The sequence below is a fragment of the Pantoea nemavictus genome, assembly GCF_037479095.1.
In the GTDB taxonomy this organism is placed as follows: domain Bacteria; phylum Pseudomonadota; class Gammaproteobacteria; order Enterobacterales; family Enterobacteriaceae; genus Pantoea; species Pantoea nemavictus.
Genome location: NZ_JBBGZW010000001.1, coordinates 1,916,395 through 1,940,864 on the forward strand (window position 1 = coordinate 1,916,395; position 24,470 = coordinate 1,940,864).

The window sequence follows — 24,470 nt, forward strand, 5'->3', positions numbered from 1 at the left end:
ACAGGAAATCCGTTGCTTAAATTGATATATTAGCAAGGTCACATTGCAAAATTTGCAACACAACGTTGAGGCGATACGCGCATGGATTTACGAGACCTGAAGCTCTTCCTTCATCTGGCTGAAAGCTGCCACTTTGGCCGCACCGCACGCGCCATGCACGTCAGCCCATCGACCCTTTCACGCCAGATTCAGCGCCTGGAAGAGGATGTCGGTCACGCGCTGTTCCTGCGTGATAACCGCACCGTCACGCTGACCGAAGCCGGTGAGCGCCTGCGCCAGTTTGCGCAGCAGACGTTGCTGCAATATCAGCAGCTGCGCCATGTGATGGATCTAAACGGCCCGTCACTGAGCGGCGAGCTGCGCCTGTTCTGCTCGGTGACGGCCGCATACAGCCATCTGCCGCCGATTCTCGACCGCTTCCGCGCCGAACATCCGCAGGTAGAGATCAAACTCACCACCGGTGACGCCGCCGATGCGATTGAGATGGTGCAGTCCGGTGATGCCGATCTCGCCATTGCCGGTCGTCCCGAATCGCTGCCCGCCAGCATAGATTTTACGCCACTGGGGTTGATCCCGCTGGTGCTGATTGCCCCGGCGCTGCCTTGTCCGGTGCGCAGCCAGGCAACGCAGGACGAGCCTGATTGGGCGCAAATCCCGTTTATCCTGCCGGAACAAGGCCCTGCGCGCCGCGGTATCGATTTGTGGTTCCGCCGCCAGCGCATCCCCAATCCGCAGATTTACGCCACGGTTTCGGGACACGAGGCGATTGTCTCGATGGTGGCGCTGGGTTGTGGCATTGCGCTGCTGCCGGATGTGGTGCTGGAGAACAGTCCGGAACCGGTGCGCAATCGCGTGTTAACGCTGGAGAATGTGGAATCTGTCGCGCCGCTGGAGCTTGGCGTGTGCGTACAAAAAAAGCGGCTCGGGGAGCCGCTTATCAATGCGTTCTGGCACCAGCTATGATTATTGCCCGGCGAGGAAGAAACGAAACGCCGGGTTGTTCGCTTCGTCGTGCCATTCGTAACCCAACGCGGTGAGATGGGTTTCGAAATCCGGCTCTTGCTCGTTAGCTTCAAAGGCCGCCAGTACCCGGCCGTAATCGGTGCCGTGACTGCGATAGTGGAACAGCGAGATATTCCAGTGTGCGCCGAGCGTCTGCAGGAACTTCAGCAGCGCGCCCGGTGCTTCCGGGAATTCAAAGCTAAACAGGCGTTCGTGCAGCGGCTTCGATGGACGTCCGCCCACCATGTAGCGCACGTGCAGCTTGGCCATCTCATCATCCGAGAGATCCACCACACGATAACCGGCTTCGTTCAGCTGGCTGATGATCTCACTGCGCTCCTCCAGCCCGCGCGTTAAGCGGACGCCGACGAAAATGCAGGCGTTATCCGCATCCGCGTAGCGATAGTTGAACTCGGTGATCGAACGTCCGCCGATGGTTTGGCAAAACTTGAGGAAACTGCCCTGCTGCTCTGGAATCGTCACCGCCAGCAGCGCTTCACGCTGCTCACCCAGTTCGCAACGCTCAGAGACATAGCGCAAGCCGTGGAAGTTGACGTTGGCACCTGACAACACGTGCGCCAGGCGCTCGCCTTTGATTTCATGCTGCTGGATATACTTCTTCATGCCCGCCAGCGCCAGCGCACCCGAAGGTTCCGCTACCGCGCGCACATCTTCGAACAGGTCTTTTACTGCCGCACAAATCGCATCGCTATCCACCGTGATGATGTCGTCGAGATATTCACGACACAGGCGGAAGGTTTCATCACCAATGCGTTTGACCGCCACGCCCTCGGCAAACAAGCCGACGCGCGGCAAATCTACCGGCTCACCGGCCTCCAGCGCCGCCTTTAGGCAGGCTGAATCTTCCGACTCCACGGCGATCACTTTGATTTGTGGCATCAGCTGCTTGATCAACACGGCAACGCCCGCCGCTAGACCGCCGCCGCCAACCGGCACGAAGACGCGATCGAGATGCGCATCCTGTTGCAGCAGTTCCATCGCCAACGTGCCCTGTCCAGCGATGACCGCCGGATGGTCAAACGGCGGTACGAAGGTGTAACCCTGCTGTTCAGACAGCTCGATCGCCTTGGCTTTTGCCTCGTCGAAATTGGCCCCAAACAGATAAGCCTCACCGCCAAATGCGCGTACTGCATCAACCTTGATGTCTGCCGTGGCCAACGGCATCACAATCAGTGATTTGATGCCAAGCGTGCTGGCTGAGAGCGCCACGCCCTGCGCATGGTTACCGGCCGAAGCCGTCACCACGCCGCGCGCTTTTTGCTCTTCATTCAGCCCGGCTATCATCGCGTACGCCCCGCGCAGCTTGAAGCTGTGCACCGGCTGACGATCTTCACGCTTCACCAGAATGGTGTTGCCAAGACGCGATGATATTTTTTCCATTTTCTGCAGCGGCGTCACCTGGGCAATTTCATACACCGGTGAGCGCAGCACGGCGCGCAAATATTCCGCGCCGTTTGGCGACGCGGGTAGCGGTTGAGACTCAGCCATCGGTTAGCCTCCCAGCTTGGACTTATCGCGCACCGCGCCTTTGTCAGCGCTGGTCGCCAGTGATGCATAGGCGCGCAGGGCAAAGGAGACTTCACGCACACGGCCGTGCGGCGTATAGGCCGCTTCGCCACGCGCCTGCTCTTCTTCACGACGGGCATGCAGTTCGTTATCCGCCACCGCCAGCTTGATGCCACGGTTCGGGATATCGATTTCAATCATGTCGCCATCTTTCACCAGCGCAATGGTGCCGCCGCTCGCCGCTTCCGGAGAGGCGTGACCAATCGACAAACCGGAGGTGCCACCAGAGAAACGACCATCGGTGATCAATGCACAGCTTTTGCCGAGGCCCATCGATTTGAGATAGGTGGTTGGATAGAGCATTTCCTGCATGCCCGGCCCGCCTTTCGGCCCTTCGTAGCGGATAACCACCACGTCACCGGCCACCACTTTGCCGCCAAGAATCGCTTCAACCGCATCGTCCTGGCTTTCGTACACTTTGGCCGGGCCTGTGAAGGTGAGGATCTCTTTGTCTACGCCGGCGGTTTTTACGATACAGCCATCTTCTGCAATATTGCCGTAAAGGACTGCCAGGCCGCCATCTTGTGAGTAAGCGTGCTCGCGCGTACGAATACAACCTTCGCTGCGATCGTCATCCAGCGTGTCCCAACGGCAATTCTGCGAAAATGCCTTGGTGGTACGAATACCGGCAGGACCGGCGCGGAACATATCCTTCACGGCCTGATCTTTGGTCAGCATGATGTCGTACTGATCGAGGGTTTCACGCATGCTCTGCTGCAGAATGTTGCGCGCGCTGGTGTCGATCAGACCGGCACGATCCAGCTCACCGAGAATGGCGATAACGCCACCCGCGCGGTGCACATCTTCCATATGATATTTCGGCGTACTTGGCGCCACTTTACACAGCTGAGGCACTTTACGAGACAAGCGATCGATATCAGAGATATTGAAGTCGATTTCGCCTTCCAGCGCTGCTGCCAGCAGGTGCAGAACGGTATTGGTGGAACCGCCCATGGCGATATCCAGCGTCATCGCATTCTCGAACGCCGCCTTGGTGGCGATGTTACGCGGCAGCATGTTGTCGTCATCCTGCTCGTAATAGCGTTTGGTCAGGCTAACAATGCGCTTACCGGCATTAATGAACAGCTCTTTACGATCGGCGTGGGTTGCCAACAGTGAACCGTTACCCGGCTGCGACAAGCCCAGCGCTTCAGTCAGACAGTTCATGGAGTTAGCGGTGAACATCCCGGAACAGGAACCGCAGGTTGGGCAAGCGGAACGTTCGATCTGATCGCTGTCGGCATCGCTGACGTTCGGGTTGGCACCCTGAATCATTGCGTCCACCAGATCCAGCTTGATGATTTGATCGGACAGTTTGGTTTTACCGGCTTCCATCGGGCCGCCAGAGACAAAGATCACCGGAATGTTGAGGCGCAGTGCCGCCATCAGCATGCCCGGGGTGATTTTGTCGCAGTTGGAGATACAGACCATGGCGTCAGCACAGTGCGCGTTAACCATGTACTCCACTGAATCGGCAATTAGCTCACGTGAAGGCAGTGAATACAGCATGCCGCCATGACCCATGGCGATACCATCATCCACCGCAATGGTATTGAACTCTTTAGCCACACCGCCTGCTGCTTCGATCTCCTCGGCAACCAGTTTGCCTAGATCGCGCAGGTGCACGTGGCCCGGTACGAATTGGGTGAATGAGTTGACCACGGCGATAATCGGCTTGCCGAAATCGTCGTCGGTCATTCCTGTCGCGCGCCACAGGGCACGGGCACCGGCCATGTTACGTCCATGGGTGGTGGTGGCGGAACGGTACTTAGGCATGCTCTATTTACTCCAGTAATAATAAGGTTGCGGGCGTCATCTGACACCCGCAAAAAAGCGCGTTATGCGTTAACCGGATCCAACCAGCCCCACTTGTCTTCCGTTTCGCCAGTAAACAGGCCAAAGAATGCCTTCTGGATACGACCGGTGACCGGACCACGTTTACCTTCGCCGACCTGAATGCCGTCGACGCTGCGCACCGGAGTGATCTCCGCTGCAGTACCAGACATGAACACTTCGTCTGCCAGATACAGGGATTCGCGCGACAGCACCTGCTCACGCACTTCGATACCCATGTCTTGCGCCAGCTTGATGATGGCGTCACGCGTGATGCCCGGCAGCGCTGAAGAGGTGAACGGTGGCGTGAACAGAATGCCATCTTTCACTTCGAACAAGTTTTCGCCAGCACCTTCTGAAATATAGCCGTTGGTGTCGAGGGCGATACCTTCCTGATAGCCGTGGCGACGTGCTTCGCTACCCACCAGCAGAGAGGAGAGATAGTTACCACCCGCTTTTGCGGCGGTCGGCAAGGTGTTTGGTGCCACGCGGTTCCACGAAGAAACCATCGCGTCGATGCCGTTTTCCAGCGCTTCAGCGCCCAGGTAAGCACCCCATGGGAAGGCGGCGATGATTACATCGGTGGTGTAGCCATCTGGCGGGTTCACACCCAGACCCACGTCACCCACAAAGGCCAGCGGACGGATATAAGCGCTTTTCAGTTTATTCACGCGGATCACTTCGCGGCACGCTTCCATCAGTTCATCAACGCTGGCTTTAATCGGGAAACGATAAATTTTGGCGGATTCATGCAGACGCTTCATGTGCTCACGGTGACGGAACACCACTGGGCCTTTGTGTGAGTCGTAGCAACGCACGCCTTCAAACACAGAAGTACCGTAATGCAGTGCATGAGACATCACGCTAACCTTGGCGTCTTCCCACTTAACCATCTCCCCATTGAACCAAATAAAGTCTGCTTTCTTCGTACTCATTGCTTTTTTCCTTTGGCGACTAAGCGCGGATTTGTTGTGTTGTCTGTTGTTGGATCTCGACGCAAGCGACATCCATAAGTTTGCTTAACTGCGAAGACAGTAAATCGACAGAGCGTTGGCTGGCAACGGTCATTTCGATATTAATGTTCCCGGCATTGACCGCGGAGGCCATATTCATCGCACACACCTGGAAGCCGCGGTGACGCACGACACGCAAAATGCGCTCCAATATTTCAGGACGAAAGCGGGCTTCGATAGACAATTGATGCTGATTCATGCGGTTCTCTCCATCATGTTTGCGTTGCTGGCACCCGGTGGTACCAATGGCCAGACGTTTTCATGCTCATCTATCGAAACATGCAGGAAGTAAGGACCTTCACTGTTCAGCAGAGCATCGAGGGCGGCGTCGACCTGATCTTTACGGCTAATGCGCTGGCCCGGAATATCAAAGGCGCTGGCCAGCGTGAGGAAATCGGGATTATCGGTAAGAATGGTTTCGCTATAGCGACCATCAAAGAACAATTGCTGCCACTGGCGCACCATGCCCAGACGTTGGTTATCCAACAGCAGGATTTTCACCGGTAACTTGCCGCGCTTGATGGTGCCCAGCTCCTGAATGTTCATCATGATTGAGCCATCGCCGGACACGCAGATTACCGTATCTTTAGGACGCGCCACTTGCGCACCGATCGCCGCCGGCAGACCAAAGCCCATGGTGCCGAGGCCGCTAGAGGTAATGAAGTTTTCTGGGGCGGTGAAGCTCATGTGCTGAGCGGCCCACATCTGGTGCTGGCCCACATCGGTGGTCACCACGGCGCTATCTGCTTTACGATCGGACAACTGCTTCAGCAGCAACGGCGCGTAAATCGCTTCGCCTGGATGATCATAACGCCAGTCGAATTCGCTTTTCATCGCGCTCACTTCTTTGCGCCAGCCATCAATCTGCAGCGGCATGCTGAGCGCAGGCAACACCTGATTCATATCGCCCTGCAACGAGACATGTGCACGACGCAGTTTGTTCAGCTCGGCAGGATCGATATCGATGTGAATGACGCTGGCATGAGGTGCAAAAGTATCCAGCTTGCCGGTGACGCGGTCGTCAAAGCGCGCGCCCACTGCAATCAGCAAATCACAGGATTGCACGGCGAGGTTGGCGGCTTTGGTGCCGTGCATGCCCAGCATACCCAGATAAAGATCGCTGCTGGCATCCGCGCTGCCGAGACCTTTCAGGGTGGAAACCATCGGAATACCCGTTTCCTGCGCCATGGCGCGCAGTGCTGGAACCGCCTGCGCCATTCCTACGCCACCACCGATATACAACATCGGTTTGTGGGACTGCGCCATTAAGGCTCGCGCCTCCGCGATATGCTGCGCAGAATGGCTCACTTCTTCTTCCACTGGCAGCAGGTGCGGCGTCAGTTCGCCATTGGCGACCTGAATGTCTTTCGGGATATCGACCAGCACCGGGCCAGGGCGGCCAGCCTGGGCAATGGCGAAGGCTTCGGCCATTACAGAAGGTAAATCATCAAGGGATTCAACGAGGAAACTGTGCTTGGTACAAGCTAACGACAAACCGAGAACATCGATTTCCTGGAAGGCGTCGGTACCGATGAAGGCGGAAGAGACCTGACCGGTGATCGCCACAACTGGGATTGAATCCATCATCGCATCCGCCAGCCCTGTAATCAGGTTGGTGGCACCTGGGCCCGAAGTCGCAATACATACGCCAGTCTTCCCGGTTGCGCGGGCATAACCAATTGCCGCCATCACCGCACCTTGCTCATGACGGCACAGTAGGTGTTCCACGCCGCCATCGTAGAGCGCGTCATACACTGGCATGATTGCGCCGCCAGGATAGCCAAACACTGTATCGACACTCTGCGCGCGTAAAGCCTGAACTACCCACTGTGCACCTGTCATGGTTATTCTCCTGTATTCCTTGGGGAACAACAGAATTTTATGCTACTGCTCATAATCTGTTCCTCGCTGATTCGCTGATATTTCGTCTGGTTAAAAAAAAACCCCCGGACCTTTCGGTGCGGGGGTTTTTGGAATTCCAGACTTGATTTTTAAGCCTTTCTTTCTCCAAGCGATGCCCCGCACCGTGGGATAATAATCACCACCACGCTAATCACGACTAGGCTAATCACTTGTAGAAGGGCTTTCATGTGTAATTTGTTTTTTCGATTGTTCGAAGTAATACCTACAGAGTTACCATAGTTAGCATGATGTTGACAATAATTTTCATGGGATTTTTTTATAGCGACTTTGGCGCCTGTCCGTTATCACATTGTAAGTAAAAGGTTATTTACATTTGTGATAAATATTCATTACGCACGCGGCGTAATTTTCATTTGTGGTTTGAGAGGCGGTTCCGAATTACAGCGAAACAACTGCAACTATTGCTGAACGTAAGGAGTCGAGGTCTGGAAATGTCGCGTTGGTATTTGATCGACCACATTAGGGCACAGATGATAAAGGCAACAAGGAGCTGTTATGTCTTTATCAAAAGTATTAACGCGGGCAGCGCTGGGTGTGCAGGCTCCGCTGGTGACGGTGGAAGTACATATCAGTAATGGCTTACCCGCCCTAACATTGGTTGGCCTGCCCGAAACCACGGTTAAAGAAGCCAGAGAACGGGTGCGCAGTGCGATTATCAACAGTGGATTCACCTTCCCGGCGAAACGCGTCACCATTAATCTTGCACCTGCCGATCTCCCTAAAGAAGGCGGACGCTATGACCTACCAATCGCTATCGCGATTCTGGCGGCCTCTGAGCAGCTTCCTGACGCAAAACTGGCGCAATATGAGTTCCTGGGCGAGTTAGCCCTCAACGGCGCGCTCTGTGGCGTTCAGGCTGCTATTCCGGCAGCCATGGCAGCATTGCAAGCAGGCCGACAAATGGTGTTAGCTGAACAGAATCAACAGGATGTAGGATTGATTCAGCAAGGCGAGACGTTGGTTGGCAAACATCTGGTCGAAATCTGCGCCTTTCTACATAACCAAACAACATTGACTGTCGCCCACTATCAACCCGATACGATTGAGCAGGGGAAGCAAGACCTCAGCGATATCATTGGTCAGGATCAAGGCCGGCGGGCGCTCGAGATTACAGCTGCGGGTGGGCATAATCTATTACTCATTGGACCGCCGGGCACCGGTAAGACGATGCTGGCGACGCGTCTGCCGGGAATCATGCCGCCGTTAGACGACCAGGAAGCGCTGGAGTGCGCCGCTATCGCCAGTCTGGTCAGCAGTGGCAATCTGCATCAACAGTGGCGTAAACGGCCGTTCAGAGCGCCTCACCACAGTGCTTCATTGTATGCGCTAGTGGGTGGCGGTTCACTACCACGCCCGGGAGAAATCTCTTTGGCGCACAACGGCGTGTTGTTCCTTGATGAACTGCCGGAGTTTGAGCGCAAAACGCTGGATGCGTTACGCGAACCCATTGAGTCAGGTGAGATTGCTATTTCGCGTACCCGCGCTAAAGTGACCTATCCAGCGCGCTTTCAATTAATTGGTGCAATGAATCCTAGCCCCACCGGGCATTATCAGGGCAACCACAATCGCTCTTCTCCACAACAGGTCTTGCGCTATCTCAATCGCCTTTCAGGACCTTTTCTTGACCGCTTTGATCTCTCGCTGGAAGTCCCTCTTCTCCCGAGCGGATCGTTAAGTAAGAAACATCAGGTCAGCGAAAGCAGCGCTGAGGTTTTGAGTCGCGTCCTTGTGGCCCGTGAGATCCAAACAGCGCGTAGTGGCAAGGTGAATGCTCACCTCTCTAACCCCGAGATTTTACGCTGGTGCCCGTTAAAGCAGCAGGATGCTGAATGGCTGGAAGGGGTATTGAATTCGTTGGGACTTTCAGTGCGTGCATGGCAGCGGATTCTAAAAGTGGCGAGAACAATTGCTGACTTAGCAGGAGAAGAGTCGATTCAGCGGGATCATTTGCAGGAAGCGGTGGGTTATCGCAGCATTGACCGCTTAATGATCTATCTACATAAAAATCTGGAATAAAAAACGGGGCTTATTTAAGCCCCGCTATTTTAATCATCGCTATCGCTGAAATCTTCCACGGTGTCCATCTGCGGCTTCCCGCCAGACAACGTGTGGAAACGCTTAGGGCGCTTGATACGTGCGGTATATTTCGACCATACGCGTTCAGCTTCCGTTTGCGGCTCACGAAGACCACGACATACTTCTAAAAATGAACGCTCTTCTTCTGTAGTGGGTTCACGCTTAGCGAGATCCAGTTCATTAAAGGCGTAACCGTGGCGCTCCAGAAGCTGAGCTTCTTTAATGGTGAAATCACCATGACGCGAAAAACCACGTGGGTAATGTTTGTTATCAAAGAAACGATTCGTTGTTGCGAAGCTATCCGCCATTTTACACGCTCCTGACTCTCATATGGCCGTGCTATTTATGGCGCGGAGTATTAGATAGGCTTGACAGAGTGTAAAACAAAACATTTAAATCAGTACGACAAACAATTTTTGGGAGAATGCAGTGGATACGGAATTACTGAAAACTTTCCTCGAAGTGAGCAGAACGCGTCATTTCGGGCGTGCTGCTGAAGCGCTTTACCTCACGCAATCTGCCGTTAGTTTTCGCATTCGTCAGCTGGAGAATCAGCTGGGCGTTAATCTTTTTACTCGTCACCGTAATAACATCCGGCTGACTTCGGCAGGTGAGCGTTTATTACCCTATGCCGAAAGCTTGATGAGTACGTGGTTGATGGCTAAAAAGGAAGTTTCGCACACACAGCAGCATCACGAGCTTTCAATAGGAGGCAGCGCATCCCTTTGGGAAGCCTATTTAACTCCTTGGTTACAAACACTTTATGAGAACAGAGAGAGCCTTCATCTTGAAGCACGGATTGCCCAACGACATCTATTGGTTAAGCAATTACATGAACGTCAGTTGGACTTGTTGATTACCACCGAAGCACCAAAGATGGATGAGTTAACCAGTCAGCAGATTGGCCATATCTCGCTCGCATTATTCCGAGCGCGGAAAACTGAGAAGCGTGAAAAGTATGATTACATTAAGCTGGAATGGGGCGCGGATTTTCATCAACATGAAAGTTATCTATCCAGCGATGATGTTCCAGTATTAACCACTACATCAGCACATGTTACGCGTGAATTACTGCATACTACGGGTGCGTGTGCATTTTTACCTGATTTCTGGCACGGAATTTATAGTGATTTGATGGTTATTCCAGATACACCAGTCGCTGTGCGACCGTTATATGCGGTGTGGCTGCAGAATAGCGATCAGCAGAGTCACATCCGCCAGCTGCTTAAATATCCGGTATTGGCACCATAAGATAATAAATGAGGAGAGTTTGAGTGGATCACAGTGAAACTCAAACTCATTTCACTGCTAAATTTTGGACAAAAAAAATCCTTTGCCGAAGCAAAGGATTATTTTCTGGCAGGGGCGGAGGGACTCGAACCCCCAACACCCGGTTTTGGAGACCGGTGCTCTACCAATTGAACTACGCCCCTAATTAGGGTGGCGGAACGGACGGGGCTCGAACCCGCGACCCCCTGCGTGACAGGCAGGTATTCTAACCAACTGAACTACCGCTCCACCGATTCTGTACTGACATCAGAAAATCGTTCTGATTTCAGGTGTTTCGCCCTTTCCGCGTCACCGGGAAGGTCACGATCCGATAACGGATCTTAAATTGATGCCTGGCAGTTCCCTACTCTCGCATGGGGAGACCCCACACTACCATCGGCGCTACGGCGTTTCACTTCTGAGTTCGGCATGGGGTCAGGTGGGACCACCGCGCTAAAGCCGCCAGGCAAATTCTGTTTCGTTCGCGAAGCCCTCACAGGCGCCGCAAACCAGTCCGTGAACAAGCTGAAAATCCGGTCTCTCAGACCAAAACGCCTCTGGCGTTGTAAGGTTAAGCCTCACGGGTCATTAGTACCGGTTAGCTCAACGCATCGCTGCGCTTACACACCCGGCCTATCAACGTCGTAGTCTTCAACGTCCCTTCAGGACTCTCAAGGAGTCAGGGAGAACTCATCTCGGGGCAAGTTTCGTGCTTAGATGCTTTCAGCACTTATCTTTTCCGCACTTAGCTACCGGGCAGTGCCATTGGCATGACAACCCGAACACCAGTGGTGCGTTCACTCCGGTCCTCTCGTACTAGGAGCAACCCCCCTCAATTCTCCAGCGCCCACGGCAGATAGGGACCGAACTGTCTCACGACGTTCTAAACCCAGCTCGCGTACCACGTGAAACGGCGAACAGCCGTACCCTTGGGACCTACTTCGGCCCCAGGATGTGATGAGCCGACATCGAGGTGCCAAACACCGCCGTCGATATGAACTCTTGGGCGGTATCAGCCTGTTATCCCCGGAGTACCTTTTATCCGTTGAGCGATGGCCCTTCCATTCAGAACCACCGGATCACTATGACCTGCTTTCGCACCTGCTCGAGCCGTCACTCTCGCAGTCAAGCTGGCTTATGCCATTGCACTAACCTCCTGATGTCCGACCAGGATTAGCCAACCTTCGTGCTCCTCCGTTACTCTTTGGGAGGAGACCGCCCCAGTCAAACTACCCACCAGACACTGTCCGCAGCCCGGATCACGGGCCTACGTTAGAACATCAAACATTAAAGGGTGGTATTTCAAGGTTGGCTCCACGCAGACTGGCGTCCACGCTTCAAAGCCTCCCACCTATCCTACACATCAAGGCTCAATGTTCAGTGTCAAGCTATAGTAAAGGTTCACGGGGTCTTTCCGTCTTGCCGCGGGTACACTGCATCTTCACAGCGATTTCAATTTCACTGAGTCTCGGGTGGAGACAGCCTGGCCATCATTACGCCATTCGTGCAGGTCGGAACTTACCCGACAAGGAATTTCGCTACCTTAGGACCGTTATAGTTACGGCCGCCGTTTACCGGGGCTTCGATCAAGAGCTTCTCCTTGCGGATAACCCCATCAATTAACCTTCCGGCACCGGGCAGGCGTCACACCGTATACGTCCACTTTCGTGTTTGCACAGTGCTGTGTTTTTAATAAACAGTTGCAGCCAGCTGGTATCTTCGACTGGCTTCGGCTCGGGGAGCAAGTCCCTTCACCTACGCGCCAGCGTGCCTTCTCCCGAAGTTACGGCACCATTTTGCCTAGTTCCTTCACCCGAGTTCTCTCAAGCGCCTTGGTATTCTCTACCTGACCACCTGTGTCGGTTTGGGGTACGATTTCGTGTTACCTGGAGCTTAGAGGCTTTTCCTGGAAGCAGGGCATCAGTTACTTCACCACCGTGGTGGCTCGTCGTCACGCCTCAGCCTTAAGACACCCCGGATTTACCAAAGGTGTCAGCCTACACGCTTAAACCGGGACAACCGTCGCCCGGATAACCTAGCCTTCTCCGTCCCCCCTTCGCAGTAACACCAAGTGCAGGAATATTAACCTGCTTCCCATCGACTACGCTTTTCAGCCTCGCCTTAGGGGTCGACTCACCCTGCTCCGATTAACGTTGAACAGGAACCCTTGGTCTTCCGGCGAGCGGGCTTTTCACCCGCTTTATCGTTACTTATGTCAGCATTCGCACTTCTGATACCTCCAGCATGCCTCACAGCACACCTTCGACGGCTTACAGAACGCTCCCCTACCCAACAACGCATACGCGTCGCTGCCGCAGCTTCGGTGCATGGTTTAGCCCCGTTACATCTTCCGCGCAGGCCGACTCGACCAGTGAGCTATTACGCTTTCTTTAAATGATGGCTGCTTCTAAGCCAACATCCTGGCTGTCTGTGCCTTCCCACATCGTTTCCCACTTAACCATGACTTTGGGACCTTAGCTGGCGGTCTGGGTTGTTTCCCTCTTCACGACGGACGTTAGCACCCGCCGTGTGTCTCCCGTGATAACATTCTCCGGTATTCGCAGTTTGCATCGGGTTGGTAAGCCGGGATGGCCCCCTAGCCGAAACAGTGCTCTACCCCCGGAGATGAGTTCACGAGGCGCTACCTAAATAGCTTTCGGGGAGAACCAGCTATCTCCCGGTTTGATTGGCCTTTCACCCCCAGCCACAAGTCATCCGCTAATTTTTCAACATTAGTCGGTTCGGTCCTCCAGTTAGTGTTACCCAACCTTCAACCTGCCCATGGCTAGATCACCGGGTTTCGGGTCTATACCCTGCAACTTAACGCCCAGTTAAGACTCGGTTTCCCTGCGGCTCCCCTATACGGTTAACCTTGCTACAGAATATAAGTCGCTGACCCATTATACAAAAGGTACGCAGTCACCCCATAAATGAGGCTCCCACTGCTTGTACGTACACGGTTTCAGGTTCTGTTTCACTCCCCTCGCCGGGGTTCTTTTCGCCTTTCCCTCACGGTACTGGTTCACTATCGGTCAGTCAGGAGTATTTAGCCTTGGAGGATGGTCCCCCCATATTCAGACAGGATACCACGTGTCCCGCCCTACTCTTCGAACTCACAATCTGTGCACTTTCGTGTACGGGACTATCACCCGGTGTCGTGCGACTTTCCAGACGCTTCCACTAACGCACAAACTGATTCAGGTTCTGGGCTGTTCCCCGTTCGCTCGCCGCTACTGGGGGAATCTCGGTTGATTTCTTTTCCTCTGGGTACTTAGATGTTTCAGTTCCCCAGGTTCGCCTCGCAACACTATGTATTCATGTTGCGATGATGCACTGAGTGCACCGGGTTTCCCCATTCGGACATCGTCGGCTGTAGCGGTTCATATCACCTTACCGACGCTTTACGCAGATTAGCACGTCCTTCATCGCCTCTGACTGCCAGGGCATCCACCGTGTACGCTTAGTCGCTTAACCTCACAACCCACAGGCGTTTTGCAACGCTCGGGACTGTAAGCATTTGAGAGACTCGAACGCATCGTGATTTCATTCCTATTACGGAGAATGAAAACGACGCGTCGTTTCAATTTTCAGCTTGTTCCGGATTGTTAAAGAGCAATAACTTCGCAATGCACCCGAGGATACATTCTGAAGTTAGTTATCAACGTGGGGTCGTTGATGGTGGAGCTAAGCGGGATCGAACCGCTGACCTCCTGCGTGCAAGGCAGGCGCTCTCCCAGCTGAGCTATAGCCCCATAGAGTTTTGTAAAACGCTCGCTTACCAGGAGAATTCTTTCAGGTTCAAGGCGTGACGACACGAAGCATACTGAAGTATGCGAGCTGTCGGCACAACGCAGAAACGGGAAGAATTTGGTAGGCCTGAGTGGACTTGAACCACCGACCTCACCCTTATCAGGGGTGCGCTCTAACCACCTGAGCTACAAGCCTGCAGGCGTTTTACGCTCTTCTTTAATTTCATCAGACAATCTGTGTGAGCACTTCGCGGGAAGGTATCTTCAGGTAAGGAGGTGATCCAACCGCAGGTTCCCCTACGGTTACCTTGTTACGACTTCACCCCAGTCATGAATCACAAAGTGGTAAGCGCCCTCCCGAAGGTTAAGCTACCTACTTCTTTTGCAACCCACTCCCATGGTGTGACGGGCGGTGTGTACAAGGCCCGGGAACGTATTCACCGTAGCATTCTGATCTACGATTACTAGCGATTCCGACTTCACGGAGTCGAGTTGCAGACTCCGATCCGGACTACGACGCACTTTATGAGGTCCGCTTGCTCTCGCGAGGTCGCTTCTCTTTGTATGCGCCATTGTAGCACGTGTGTAGCCCTACTCGTAAGGGCCATGATGACTTGACGTCATCCCCACCTTCCTCCAGTTTATCACTGGCAGTCTCCTTTGAGTTCCCGGCCGGACCGCTGGCAACAAAGGATAAGGGTTGCGCTCGTTGCGGGACTTAACCCAACATTTCACAACACGAGCTGACGACAGCCATGCAGCACCTGTCTCAGCGTTCCCGAAGGCACCAAAGCATCTCTGCTAAGTTCGCTGGATGTCAAGAGTAGGTAAGGTTCTTCGCGTTGCATCGAATTAAACCACATGCTCCACCGCTTGTGCGGGCCCCCGTCAATTCATTTGAGTTTTAACCTTGCGGCCGTACTCCCCAGGCGGTCGACTTAACGCGTTAGCTCCGGAAGCCACTCCTCAAGGGAACAACCTCCAAGTCGACATCGTTTACGGCGTGGACTACCAGGGTATCTAATCCTGTTTGCTCCCCACGCTTTCGCACCTGAGCGTCAGTCTTCGTCCAGGGGGCCGCCTTCGCCACCGGTATTCCTCCAGATCTCTACGCATTTCACCGCTACACCTGGAATTCTACCCCCCTCTACGAGACTCTAGCCTGCCAGTTTCGAATGCAGTTCCCAGGTTAAGCCCGGGGATTTCACATCCGACTTGACAGACCGCCTGCGTGCGCTTTACGCCCAGTAATTCCGATTAACGCTTGCACCCTCCGTATTACCGCGGCTGCTGGCACGGAGTTAGCCGGTGCTTCTTCTGCGGGTAACGTCAATCGGTGAGGTTATTAACCTCACCGCCTTCCTCCCCGCTGAAAGTACTTTACAACCCGAAGGCCTTCTTCATACACGCGGCATGGCTGCATCAGGCTTGCGCCCATTGTGCAATATTCCCCACTGCTGCCTCCCGTAGGAGTCTGGACCGTGTCTCAGTTCCAGTGTGGCTGGTCATCCTCTCAGACCAGCTAGGGATCGTCGCCTAGGTGAGCCATTACCCCACCTACTAGCTAATCCCATCTGGGCACATCCGATGGTGTGAGGCCCGAAGGTCCCCCACTTTGGTCTTGCGACGTTATGCGGTATTAGCTACCGTTTCCAGTAGTTATCCCCCTCCATCGGGCAGTTTCCCAGACATTACTCACCCGTCCGCCACTCGTCACCCAAGGAGCAAGCTCCTCTGTGCTACCGTCCGACTTGCATGTGTTAGGCCTGCCGCCAGCGTTCAATCTGAGCCATGATCAAACTCTTCAATTTAAGTTTGATTTGCTGCAACGAGTGCAGCGATGCTCATCTGTAAAACGTCATAATGAATTTCATTATGTGTTCACTCGTGAGACTTGATATTTTTTTACGTCCGGAGACGCTGATATCAATCCTGCGAGTGCCCACACAGATTGTCTGATAAATTGTTAAAGAGCAGTGCCGCAATTTCTCTAGCGGCGCGGGATGCGTATATTACGCTTTCCGCATTCTCAGTCAAGCATTTATTTTTGCTTTTCTGAAGGTTGCCTTGAAGACCACCTCCTGAACACATCGCTTCGTAAGCCGTTGTTCCGTGTCAGTGGAGGCGCAGTATAGGGATTTCTTCGGAGCTGACAAGTGCTAATTTCAAATTAATTTTCGAGTGCTGATTTTTTCGGCGAAACACGACTAAACTGCTAATTTTTCCAGCAACGGGAAGCCATAACGCTGCAAAATCGGTGATAATTTCGTCACTTCATCATCCATTCGCGTACAGAACGCTAAATTCTGCCCGGATGAAACAGCATGCGGCGCTTCATGCTCCAATAACCAGACGGTACGACGTGCAATAGCCGCGCCTGAATCCACTAAACGCGTCCCTTCCGGCAACACCAATTGCAATTCATCACGCAATAAAGGGAAATGCGTGCATCCCAGCACTACGGTATCCGGCGGTTCTTTCATACGTAGCCAGGGTTGCACAGCGCGGCGCACATCAGCTAACTCAACATCTTCGCCATGCAGCTTGGCTTCCGCCAGTTCCACCAGCTCAGCCGAACCGAGCATCTCAATTTTACAATCGCGGGCAAACTGCGCCACTAACTCATGCGTATAAGGACGTTTCACCGTGCCACGCGTGGCCAGTAATCCCACCACACCATTACGTGTCAGACGTGCAGCAGGTTTGATGGCAGGCACCACCCCGACAACTGGGAATTCGAAGCGCTCACGCAGAGCCGGTAAAGAGATGGTGCTGGCAGAGTTACACGCGATGATCACCAGCGCCAGCGGGAAACGCTGCGTGATAGCCGTCACCACAGCCACCACACGCTCGACAATAAAGTCTTCGGATTTTTCGCCGTACGGAAAACCTTCATTATCGAAGGCGTAGAGATAGTGAAGATCCGGCAATAAATGTCGGACCTCATCATAAACGGAGAGCCCACCGACGCCAGAGTCAAACACCAGCACGGTGGGACGCAGATCAGAAGCTGTAGCTGGCGCTGAGGTAATACTCCGTTCCTGGAGTTGGATAGCCATACGCTGTCTCATAATCTTTATCGAACAGGTTGGCAATTCTACCACGAACGGTGAGCTGTGATGTGACCGGATACGAGACAGCGAGATCTACCGTGCTGTAACTTGATAAGCGACGCTGCTCACTCGCATATTCGCTGGTGTTGTTATCGTAGCGCTTGCCGAAGTACTGATAGATGACGTCGATATCAAAGTCATACACCGTCATACCCAGCTGATATTTCGCTTGTTCACGCGCACGACGCGCCAGTGTTTCACCATCAGAATCACGGCGAGCATCCAGATAACCCAGAGTGATCTGGTGATGAAGGAAGCGGGTATCAAAATCAGCTGTGGCTTCAATCCCTTTCAGCGTAACGGCTTTTTCATTGTAATAGCCGCCCTCAAATGTCACGGGATCAGAAGCATAGGTAATAAGATTGCTGACTTTATTGTGATACGCCGCAACACGCCAGTTAACCGGGCCGGTTAAACCTTCCAGCGCAGCTTCCCACTGTTTTGATTTCTCCGGGTTCAGATCGGGATTTGAACTAATGCCGTAACGCTTCAAACCATATAACTGACCGAGCGTTGGTGCCTGGAAACCTGTCCCATAAGAGAGTGAAGCTTTATAGCCCGGCACAAACTCCCAACCCGCTGCCGTTTGCCAGGTGCCATGGCGACCAAAGTCTTGGTTATCATCACCGCGCGCAGAGCCTTCAAGCGTAACGTTGCCAAACTGCTGCTGAGCCGTCAGATAGGCGCCGGTGTTATCCTGCTTATAGCCATCTTCATCACGCGGGGCACCAGAATAGAGTTGTCCAATGGAGTTCAGCTTCTGCTGTTGCCAATCCAGCCCCGCGCTGACCATACCGTGCCCCACCGCCAGGGTGTTGCCCCACTGCAGGTTGCGCTGCTCCATATCATCCAAACTGTTGGAGTCCGCATAGCGACCGTCAGCACCAACGTAGTTGTAGATTTTGTACTTCTGATAACTGGCGGTCAGTTGTGAAGAGTAAGCGTCATGATTAAAGCGCAGGCCGGTATCAAACGAGTGATTATAGATTTGCTGCTCATCCTGACCACCGACATAGCCCGCATCATAATCTGAGTTCGCGGCATAGCCATAACCGCGAAAGAAGCCAGAAAACGTGTCATTAAACTTATGATCAACGCCGGCCCAGAATGCTTTATTGCGCCAGCCATCACGGTCGCGATCGGTCGCAGACGTTGAGCCGGGCTGAACGTTATAGCCGTTAGTGGCCTGATAAGAACCCGCTACCGTCAAACGCGTCTGGTCAGTGATGTTCTGATTGATGCCGCCGCTGTACTCCTGATATCCCTTCGAGCCAAAGCCCGCTGAAAGTGAATTTTGGTTATTAGGGTTTTGCGTAATGACGTTAACTACGCCGCCAATCGCATCCGCACCGTAAACGGCAGAACGCGGACCGCGAATAAACTCGACACGCTGAATAATGGAAACCGGGATTTGGTTAAAGTCAGCAACGCCGGTGATACCGGGTTTAGAAAACGGCACACCGTCAATTAAGATCAGCGTATGACGCGCTTCCGAGCCACGCACATACATAGAAGCGCTTTGACCGATACCGCCGCTTTGCGCGATATCCACACCAGGTAAGCGGCGCAGCACTTCCAGCAGGTTTTTCGATTGCCACTGATCAATCTCGTCACGCGTGACGACAGACGTTGAAGCCAGTACCGAAGAGACCGGCTGTGCGAAGCGGTTAGCCGTTACGATTTGCGTATCATCATTCTGCTGGGCATAGCCAAATTGCGCCCAGAGAGACAACGCCGTTGCACTGAAGGCAAACAGCGAAGCATGTGTGTTTTTCATTGTTATAGCATCCAAAAGACGAAGCAGGATGCCGCACGACTACAACCAATAGCTCGCGATGGTCGTATGTATTGCGACGTCACACCGGCAGGTCTTCGGGCTGAGAATCATAAATGGTGAAAAACTTCCCATCCGGCAGGACAGTGTTTATAGGTGCCATCACCACGACATTCTTTACCGCTGCGCGTCAGCTCCAGATTCACACTGGATTCCCTTTTAACTCAAGGAGGCCGGCAGGCGCAGTCTACGGCCAGGAAGGCCGGAAATCCAGACTTCCAGCCATCTTGTTTTCCACAGGGCTGGACATCAGCAGTTGAATGCCTACAATCGCCCGGCAAGCCAGCTTATTACCAGGATTAAAGATGACACCCGAACAGCTCCCGATTGAACAATACGACGCGCAACTGGCGGAAAAGGTCAGCCGCTTACAGGCGATGATGGTGCCCTTTGCCGCGCCCGACGTGGAGGTGTTCCGCTCACCGGTCAGCCACTATCGGATGCGCGCCGAATTCCGCATCTGGCATGACGGTGACGATCTCTACCACATCATCTTTGATCAAGAGACCAAACAACGTATTCGTGTCGATCAATTCCCGGCCGCCAGTGAATTGATCAACCAGCTAATGCCGAAATTGATCAATGCGATCCGGGATAACCGCGCACTGCGTTTTAAGTTATTCCAGATCGATTACCTGTCGACCATGAGCAACCAGATCGTCATCTCGCTGCTCTATCACCGCAAGCTGGAAGAGGAGTGGACTGCAGCAGCCAGCGCCCTGCGCGACAGCCTGCGCGCTGAAGGTTTTGATGTGCAGCTAATTGGTCGCGCCACCAAAACCAAAATCTGTCTCGATCGCGATTACGTCGATGAACGCTTGCCGGTCGCCGGCAAAGAGATGATTTATCGTCAGGTAGAGAACAGCTTCACCCAACCAAACGCGGCGATGAATATTCAGATGCTGGAGTGGGCACTGGACGTGACGCAGGATTCGCGTGGCGATCTGCTGGAACTCTATTGCGGGAATGGTAATTTCTCGCTGGCGCTGGCACGCAACTTCCGCCGCGTATTGGCCACGGAGATTGCCAAACCATCGGTGGCTTCTGCGCAATACAATATTGCCGCCAACCACATTGATAACGTGCAGATCATTCGCATGGCCGCCGAGGAATTTACTCAGGCGATGAACGGCGTACGCAGCTTCAATCGCTTAGATGGCATCGATCTGAAGAGCTATCAGTGCGAAACCATTTTCGTCGATCCGCCGCGCAGCGGGCTGGACGCGGAAACCGTGAAGATGGTGCAGGCGTATCCGCGCATCCTTTATATCTCCTGCAATCCGCAAACGCTGTGCGAAAACCTTGCGGTGCTGGCAGAAACCCATGATGTCACGCGGCTGGCGCTGTTTGATCAATTCCCCTACACCCATCATATGGAGTGTGGCGTGCTGCTGACGCTGAAAGCCTAAACAAAAACGGGAACCCTAAGGTTCCCGTTTTTTCTCTTACTGCCGGTTCTTCGCGCGACGGAAGCGCATGGCAATCCAGAACACCAGCGCCACCATCAGAATGGTGGGGATGAAATTGGAGCCAATGTCCGGGTATTCAGCCCGCACCAGCGCGCTATACACCAAAATCCCTAGCAGGAAGAACGCCGCCGCCAGCGACGGCATGCCGTCGGGCATATTGCGGTTGAGATAGCGCTGATGCAGACACCAGGCCGCCAGGCCCAGCGCAATCAACGGGAATATCGAAAAGGGAACAAACGTACTGAACAGCACCGAAAAGGAGCCGTTGATAGCTAAACCGGTGATAAAAGCTAATAACAGCGTTCCTTTATCGCGAGGGTTTTGCTCAATCATTTTTTTATCCTTATCACATTACTCTGCGGTTTTTTCCAGGGTAACCGACAGGCGCTCTTGCTCCCGGCGATACCAGTAATACGCACCTTTGGCGATCATACGCAGCTGCAGCACCAGTCGATCTTCGAGCTTACGACGCTGTTCGATATCGACGTCCAGAGCTTCGGCACCCGCGCTAAACACAATCGTTACCATGGCTTCAGCCTGCGCCTCAGTGAAACTGCGCGGCATGCGATTTTCCAGCTCAAGGTAATCGGCCAGTTCGGCGATAAAGTGCTGAATCTCCCGTGCCACTGCGGCACGAAACGCCGCCGACGTTCCGGAGCGTTCGCGTAGTAAGAGCCGAAAAGCGTTGGGATTGTTCCCGATGAACTCCATAAAAGTCGCCACCGAGGTTTTGATGATGCTGCCGCCCTTGGCGATGCGCTGGCGTGCTTGCCGCATCAATTGGCGCAACATCAAGCCGCTTTCATCTACCATGGTCAAACCGAGTTCGTCCACATCGCGAAAGTGACGATAAAATGAGGTCGGCGCAATCCCCGCTTCACGTGCAACTTCCCGTAAGCTCAGGCTGGCAAAACTCCTTTCTGCACTTAACTGACTGAAGGCAGCTTCAATCAGTGAACGTCGTGTACGTTCTTTTTGTAGCGCTCTGACGCCCATTTTCCCGGCCTTTTAGGTGATTTGGCAGGCACTATAACAAACTTTTCAGCGTACAGCGGTGCAAACTTTGTGAACGCCTGTGAACCTCACGCTTTGTCAAACTTCAGCAATTTACGCTGTTAGAATTCAGATGTGCGCGGCGAGATGTTAGAATCTCGTTGTAAAAATGTGATAAAAAAATAGGACGTACTGGTATGCAAAAGTCTTACGATTACGATGCCATTGTGATTGGCTCCGGTCCGGGCGGCGAAGGTGCGGCGATGGGGCTGGTGAAGCAGGGAGCGCGTATTGCAGTGATCGAACGCTACCACAACATCGGCGGCGGTTGTACTCACTGGGGAACCATCCCCTCCAAAGCCCTTCGTCACGCTGTCAGCCGTATCATCGAGTTCAATCAAAACCCACTTTACAGCGATCACACTCGACTCCTGCGCTCCTCATTCGCCGACATTCTGAACCACACCGAGAACGTTATCAGTCAGCAAACCGCAATGCGTCAGGGTTTTTATGAGCGCAACCGCTGTGAACTGTATCAAGGCGACGCGCGTTTTGTTGATGCCAACACCATCGAAGTGGAACAACCCGACGGCACGCGCGAGCGCTTAACCGCGGAGAAATTCGTTATCGCTTGTGGTTCTCGCCCGTATCATCCAACGGATGTCGATTTTACCCACCCACGCGTTTACGATTCCGACTCCATCCTCAACCTGCACCATGAACCTGGCCACGTCATCATCTACGGCGCCGGTGTGATTGGTTGTGAATATGCGTCGATTTTCCGCGGCCTGAACGTCAAGGTTGACCTGATTAACACCCGCGATCGCCTGCTGGCGTTCCTTGATCAGGAGATGTCCGATTCGCTCTCCTATCACTTCTGGAACAGCGGCGTGGTGATTCGTCACAACGAAGAGTTCGAGAAAATTGAAGGTGTTGATGACGGAGTGATTATTCACCTGAAATCGGGCAAGAAAGTGAAAGCGGATTGCCTGCTGTACGCGAATGGTCGTACTGGTAACACCGATTCACTGGCGCTGGAAAACGTGGGACTGGAAGCCGATGGTCGTGGCCTGCTGAAAGTGAATAGCATGTATCAAACCGCGCAGCCACACATCTATGCAGTCGGCGACGTGATTGGTTATCCAAGCCTGGCCTCGGCCGCTTACGATCAGGGTCGCATTGCCGCGCAGGCGATTATCAAAGGTGAAGCTACCGCTCATCTGATCGAGGATATTCCAACCGGGATTTATACCATTCCGGAGATCAGCTCAGTGGGTAAAACTGAACAGCAGCTTACTGCGATGAAAGTGCCGTATGAAGTGGGTCGTGCGCAGTTTAAACACCTGGCGCGTGCGCAGATTGTTGGCATGCATGTCGGCAGCCTGAAGATCCTGTTCCACCGCGAAACCAAAGAGATCTTAGGGATTCACTGCTTTGGTGAGCGTGCTGCGGAGATCATCCACATTGGTCAGGCCATCATGGAACAGAAGAACGGCGGCAACACGATTGAGTATTTCGTGAATACCACCTTCAACTATCCCACCATGGCCGAAGCCTATCGTGTGGCGGCGTTAAACGGCTTAAACCGCCTGTTTTAACGAAGTTTCCAGGTAACCCTGCATATGGGTTTTAATTGCTTCTGCCAACTGCTCATAGCGGTTGCGCAGAGGTGAGCCTGGACGATAGACCAACGCGATGGTGCGCTGCGGCACGGGCTTGTAGCAAGGCAGATAACAGACACCATCGCGCACGCGTTCATTCGGCACAGAGAGCGCAGGCAGCAAGGTAATACCGCTACCGGCGGCAACCATGTTGCGCAGCGTTTCCAGGCTGGTGGCGCGGAAATGCGTATCTTCATCGGCGCCGGCTTCGAAGCAGAAGCCCATCGCCTGATCGCGCAAGCAGTGCCCATCTTCCAGCATCAGCAACTTCTCACCGGCCAGATCTGACATCGGCACGCGATCGCGATCGCGCCACGGATGATCGGCATACACCGCCAGCGTCATCGGCTCATCAAACAGCGGCACCTCAATAAAGGCCTCGCTCTCTTTTACCAATGCCACAATGGCGCAATCCAGCTTGCCGCTGTCGAGCTGTGCCAGCAATTGCTGCGTCTGCGCTTCGTGCAGGTACATTTCGAGTTTGGGGAAGGTCTGATGCAGCATCGGAATGATGTGCGGCAGCAGATACGGCCCGGTGGTCGGAATCAAACCAATGTGCAGCGGTCCAGACATCGCTTCGCCCTGTTGGCTTGCCATCTCTTTCAATACTTTCACTTCGCGCAGCACGGTTCGCGCCTGATCCACCAGCAACAGCCCAGCCTGAGTGAATAACACTTTACGGCTGGTACGCTCCAGCAGCATTACACCGAGTTCATCTTCCAGCTTACGAATCTGTCCACTTAAGGTGGGTTGGCTGACATGACATGCGTCAGCTGCACGCCGGAAATGGCGATGCTCCGCAAGTGAAACCAGGTATTCGAGATCACGAATATTCATTGAAATCCTCCAAACCACGATAGCCCGTGGCGATAGATAGAATAGCAATGAACGATTGGCCCTATCAAGGCGCGAACGGGAATAATACGCCTCATCGAATTGAGTCCACTG

17 protein-coding genes, 4 tRNA genes, 3 rRNA genes and 1 riboswitch are annotated in these 24,470 nt (G+C 53.6%); of the genes, 5 read left to right on the top strand and 19 right to left on the bottom strand.

The features are described 5' to 3' along the window. The first annotated feature begins 81 nt into the window (after nucleotides 1-81). Nucleotides 82-963, top strand: coding sequence for an HTH-type transcriptional activator IlvY (gene ilvY / locus WH298_RS08785; RefSeq protein WP_007888824.1), 882 nt, complete (start codon nucleotides 82-84; stop codon nucleotides 961-963). On the opposite strand, the gene ilvA is transcribed toward ilvY, so the two are convergent. The 6 genes from ilvA to ilvL all read right to left on the bottom strand — a co-directional run bounded on the left by ilvA (nucleotide 964) and on the right by ilvL (nucleotide 7,525). Further along, complete coding sequence (gene ilvA, locus WH298_RS08790) at nucleotides 964-2,511, bottom strand: threonine ammonia-lyase, biosynthetic (protein ID WP_180822681.1); 1,548 nt, start codon at nucleotides 2,509-2,511, stop codon at nucleotides 964-966. A 3-nt stretch (nucleotides 2,512-2,514) separates the two neighbouring features. Next, nucleotides 2,515-4,365, bottom strand: a complete 1,851-nt coding sequence (gene ilvD, locus WH298_RS08795) for a dihydroxy-acid dehydratase (RefSeq protein ID WP_180822682.1) — start codon at nucleotides 4,363-4,365, stop codon at nucleotides 2,515-2,517. A 62-nt stretch (nucleotides 4,366-4,427) separates the two neighbouring features. After that, nucleotides 4,428-5,357 (bottom strand): branched-chain amino acid transaminase, encoded by a 930-nt coding sequence (locus WH298_RS08800; protein ID WP_007888821.1) that lies wholly within the window; start codon nucleotides 5,355-5,357, stop codon nucleotides 4,428-4,430. Nucleotides 5,358-5,376: 19 nt separating this feature from the next. Further along, nucleotides 5,377-5,634, bottom strand: a complete 258-nt coding sequence (gene ilvM, locus WH298_RS08805; protein ID WP_007888814.1) for an acetolactate synthase 2 small subunit — start codon at nucleotides 5,632-5,634, stop codon at nucleotides 5,377-5,379. After that, nucleotides 5,631-7,277, bottom strand: coding sequence for an acetolactate synthase 2 catalytic subunit (gene ilvG, locus WH298_RS08810; RefSeq protein ID WP_180822683.1), 1,647 nt, complete (start codon nucleotides 7,275-7,277; stop codon nucleotides 5,631-5,633). Before ilvG ends, ilvM begins: the two co-directional genes overlap by 4 nt. Nucleotides 7,278-7,426: 149 nt before the next feature. Beyond that, a complete protein-coding gene (ilvL, locus tag WH298_RS08815; protein ID WP_180822684.1) occupies nucleotides 7,427-7,525 on the bottom strand; it encodes an ilv operon leader peptide in 99 nt (32 codons plus the stop codon). A 328-nt stretch (nucleotides 7,526-7,853) separates the two neighbouring features. On the opposite strand from ilvL, the gene WH298_RS08820 reads away from it, so the two are divergent. After that, the gene (locus WH298_RS08820) at nucleotides 7,854-9,374 is read left to right on the top strand and encodes a YifB family Mg chelatase-like AAA ATPase (protein WP_007888812.1); all 1,521 of its coding nucleotides are present in this window, start codon (nucleotides 7,854-7,856) and stop codon (nucleotides 9,372-9,374) included. Nucleotides 9,375-9,403: 29 nt separating this feature from the next. Here WH298_RS08820 and WH298_RS08825 read toward each other — a convergent pair whose 3' ends face one another. Beyond that, the gene (locus WH298_RS08825; RefSeq protein ID WP_007888811.1) at nucleotides 9,404-9,742 is read right to left on the bottom strand and encodes a MaoP family protein; all 339 of its coding nucleotides are present in this window, start codon (nucleotides 9,740-9,742) and stop codon (nucleotides 9,404-9,406) included. Between the two features lie 121 nt (nucleotides 9,743-9,863). Between WH298_RS08825 and hdfR the strand changes: the two genes are divergently transcribed. After that, nucleotides 9,864-10,685 carry an HTH-type transcriptional regulator HdfR gene (gene hdfR, locus WH298_RS08830; RefSeq protein ID WP_007888807.1) on the top strand — a complete coding sequence of 274 codons (822 nt, stop codon included), beginning with the start codon at nucleotides 9,864-9,866 and terminating at the stop codon, nucleotides 10,683-10,685. A 106-nt stretch (nucleotides 10,686-10,791) separates the two neighbouring features. On the opposite strand, the gene WH298_RS08835 is transcribed toward hdfR, so the two are convergent. The 9 genes from WH298_RS08835 to btuB form a co-directional block, all read right to left on the bottom strand. Continuing rightward, nucleotides 10,792-10,867, bottom strand: a tRNA-Trp gene (locus WH298_RS08835). A gap of 8 nt (nucleotides 10,868-10,875) precedes the next feature. After that, nucleotides 10,876-10,952, bottom strand: a tRNA-Asp gene (locus WH298_RS08840). Between the two features lie 102 nt (nucleotides 10,953-11,054). After that, nucleotides 11,055-11,170, bottom strand: a 5S ribosomal RNA gene (gene rrf, locus WH298_RS08845). Between the two features lie 100 nt (nucleotides 11,171-11,270). After that, nucleotides 11,271-14,177 (bottom strand): 23S ribosomal RNA (locus tag WH298_RS08850). 202 nt (nucleotides 14,178-14,379) lie between these two features. After that, nucleotides 14,380-14,455, bottom strand: a tRNA-Ala gene (locus WH298_RS08855). Between the two features lie 116 nt (nucleotides 14,456-14,571). Next, nucleotides 14,572-14,648 (bottom strand) — tRNA-Ile (locus WH298_RS08860). A gap of 73 nt (nucleotides 14,649-14,721) precedes the next feature. Further along, a 16S ribosomal RNA gene (locus tag WH298_RS08865) occupies nucleotides 14,722-16,263 on the bottom strand. Together the 16S, 23S and 5S rRNA genes with 4 tRNA genes alongside form the textbook arrangement of a ribosomal RNA operon. Before the next feature lie 396 nt (nucleotides 16,264-16,659). Continuing rightward, nucleotides 16,660-17,511 (bottom strand): glutamate racemase, encoded by an 852-nt coding sequence (gene murI, locus WH298_RS08870; protein WP_007886469.1) that lies wholly within the window; start codon nucleotides 17,509-17,511, stop codon nucleotides 16,660-16,662. Next, nucleotides 17,456-19,342 (bottom strand): TonB-dependent vitamin B12 receptor BtuB, encoded by a 1,887-nt coding sequence (gene btuB, locus WH298_RS08875; RefSeq protein WP_180822685.1) that lies wholly within the window; start codon nucleotides 19,340-19,342, stop codon nucleotides 17,456-17,458. Before btuB ends, murI begins: the two co-directional genes overlap by 56 nt. Before the next feature lie 68 nt (nucleotides 19,343-19,410). After that, a riboswitch (cobalamin riboswitch) is annotated at nucleotides 19,411-19,592 on the bottom strand. Nucleotides 19,593-19,704: 112 nt separating this feature from the next. Between btuB and trmA the strand changes: the two genes are divergently transcribed. After that, a complete protein-coding gene (gene trmA / locus WH298_RS08880) occupies nucleotides 19,705-20,808 on the top strand; it encodes a tRNA (uridine(54)-C5)-methyltransferase TrmA (protein WP_180822686.1) in 1,104 nt (367 codons plus the stop codon). Between the two features lie 36 nt (nucleotides 20,809-20,844). Here the strand turns inward: trmA and WH298_RS08885 are convergent, their stop codons facing one another. Further along, entirely contained in the window at nucleotides 20,845-21,201 is a 357-nt protein-coding gene (locus tag WH298_RS08885; protein ID WP_007885419.1) for a YijD family membrane protein, read from the bottom strand. Nucleotides 21,202-21,219: 18 nt separating this feature from the next. Then, a complete protein-coding gene (fabR, locus tag WH298_RS08890; RefSeq protein WP_049851609.1) occupies nucleotides 21,220-21,864 on the bottom strand; it encodes an HTH-type transcriptional repressor FabR in 645 nt (214 codons plus the stop codon). Nucleotides 21,865-22,058: 194 nt separating this feature from the next. Here fabR and sthA point away from each other — a divergent pair, with 194 nt between their 5' ends. Then, nucleotides 22,059-23,459 (top strand): Si-specific NAD(P)(+) transhydrogenase, encoded by a 1,401-nt coding sequence (gene sthA, locus WH298_RS08895; RefSeq protein WP_007885417.1) that lies wholly within the window; start codon nucleotides 22,059-22,061, stop codon nucleotides 23,457-23,459. Here the strand turns inward: sthA and oxyR are convergent. Further along, on the bottom strand, nucleotides 23,442-24,359 hold the full coding sequence (gene oxyR / locus WH298_RS08900) for a DNA-binding transcriptional regulator OxyR (protein WP_007885416.1): 918 nt from the start codon (nucleotides 24,357-24,359) through the stop codon (nucleotides 23,442-23,444). The two genes, sthA and oxyR, sit on opposite strands and share 18 nt — an antisense overlap. Nucleotides 24,360-24,470: the final 111 nt, after the last annotated feature.

Coding starts and splice junctions, on each gene's coding strand:
- WH298_RS08825 (WP_007888811.1), bottom strand. CDS start 9,742: ATGGCGGATAGCTTCGCAACAACGAATCGTTTCTTTGATAACAAACAT.
- fabR (WP_049851609.1), bottom strand. CDS start 21,864: ATGGGCGTCAGAGCGCTACAAAAAGAACGTACACGACGTTCACTGATT.
- btuB (WP_180822685.1), bottom strand. CDS start 19,342: ATGAAAAACACACATGCTTCGCTGTTTGCCTTCAGTGCAACGGCGTTG.
- ilvY (WP_007888824.1), top strand. CDS start 82: ATGGATTTACGAGACCTGAAGCTCTTCCTTCATCTGGCTGAAAGCTGC.
- WH298_RS08885 (WP_007885419.1), bottom strand. CDS start 21,201: ATGATTGAGCAAAACCCTCGCGATAAAGGAACGCTGTTATTAGCTTTT.
- ilvA (WP_180822681.1), bottom strand. CDS start 2,511: ATGGCTGAGTCTCAACCGCTACCCGCGTCGCCAAACGGCGCGGAATAT.
- WH298_RS08820 (WP_007888812.1), top strand. CDS start 7,854: ATGTCTTTATCAAAAGTATTAACGCGGGCAGCGCTGGGTGTGCAGGCT.
- oxyR (WP_007885416.1), bottom strand. CDS start 24,359: ATGAATATTCGTGATCTCGAATACCTGGTTTCACTTGCGGAGCATCGC.
- ilvD (WP_180822682.1), bottom strand. CDS start 4,365: ATGCCTAAGTACCGTTCCGCCACCACCACCCATGGACGTAACATGGCC.
- murI (WP_007886469.1), bottom strand. CDS start 17,511: ATGGCTATCCAACTCCAGGAACGGAGTATTACCTCAGCGCCAGCTACA.
- WH298_RS08800 (WP_007888821.1), bottom strand. CDS start 5,357: ATGAGTACGAAGAAAGCAGACTTTATTTGGTTCAATGGGGAGATGGTT.
- ilvG (WP_180822683.1), bottom strand. CDS start 7,277: ATGACAGGTGCACAGTGGGTAGTTCAGGCTTTACGCGCGCAGAGTGTC.
- ilvM (WP_007888814.1), bottom strand. CDS start 5,634: ATGAATCAGCATCAATTGTCTATCGAAGCCCGCTTTCGTCCTGAAATA.
- sthA (WP_007885417.1), top strand. CDS start 22,059: ATGCAAAAGTCTTACGATTACGATGCCATTGTGATTGGCTCCGGTCCG.
- trmA (WP_180822686.1), top strand. CDS start 19,705: ATGACACCCGAACAGCTCCCGATTGAACAATACGACGCGCAACTGGCG.
- ilvL (WP_180822684.1), bottom strand. CDS start 7,525: ATGAAAGCCCTTCTACAAGTGATTAGCCTAGTCGTGATTAGCGTGGTG.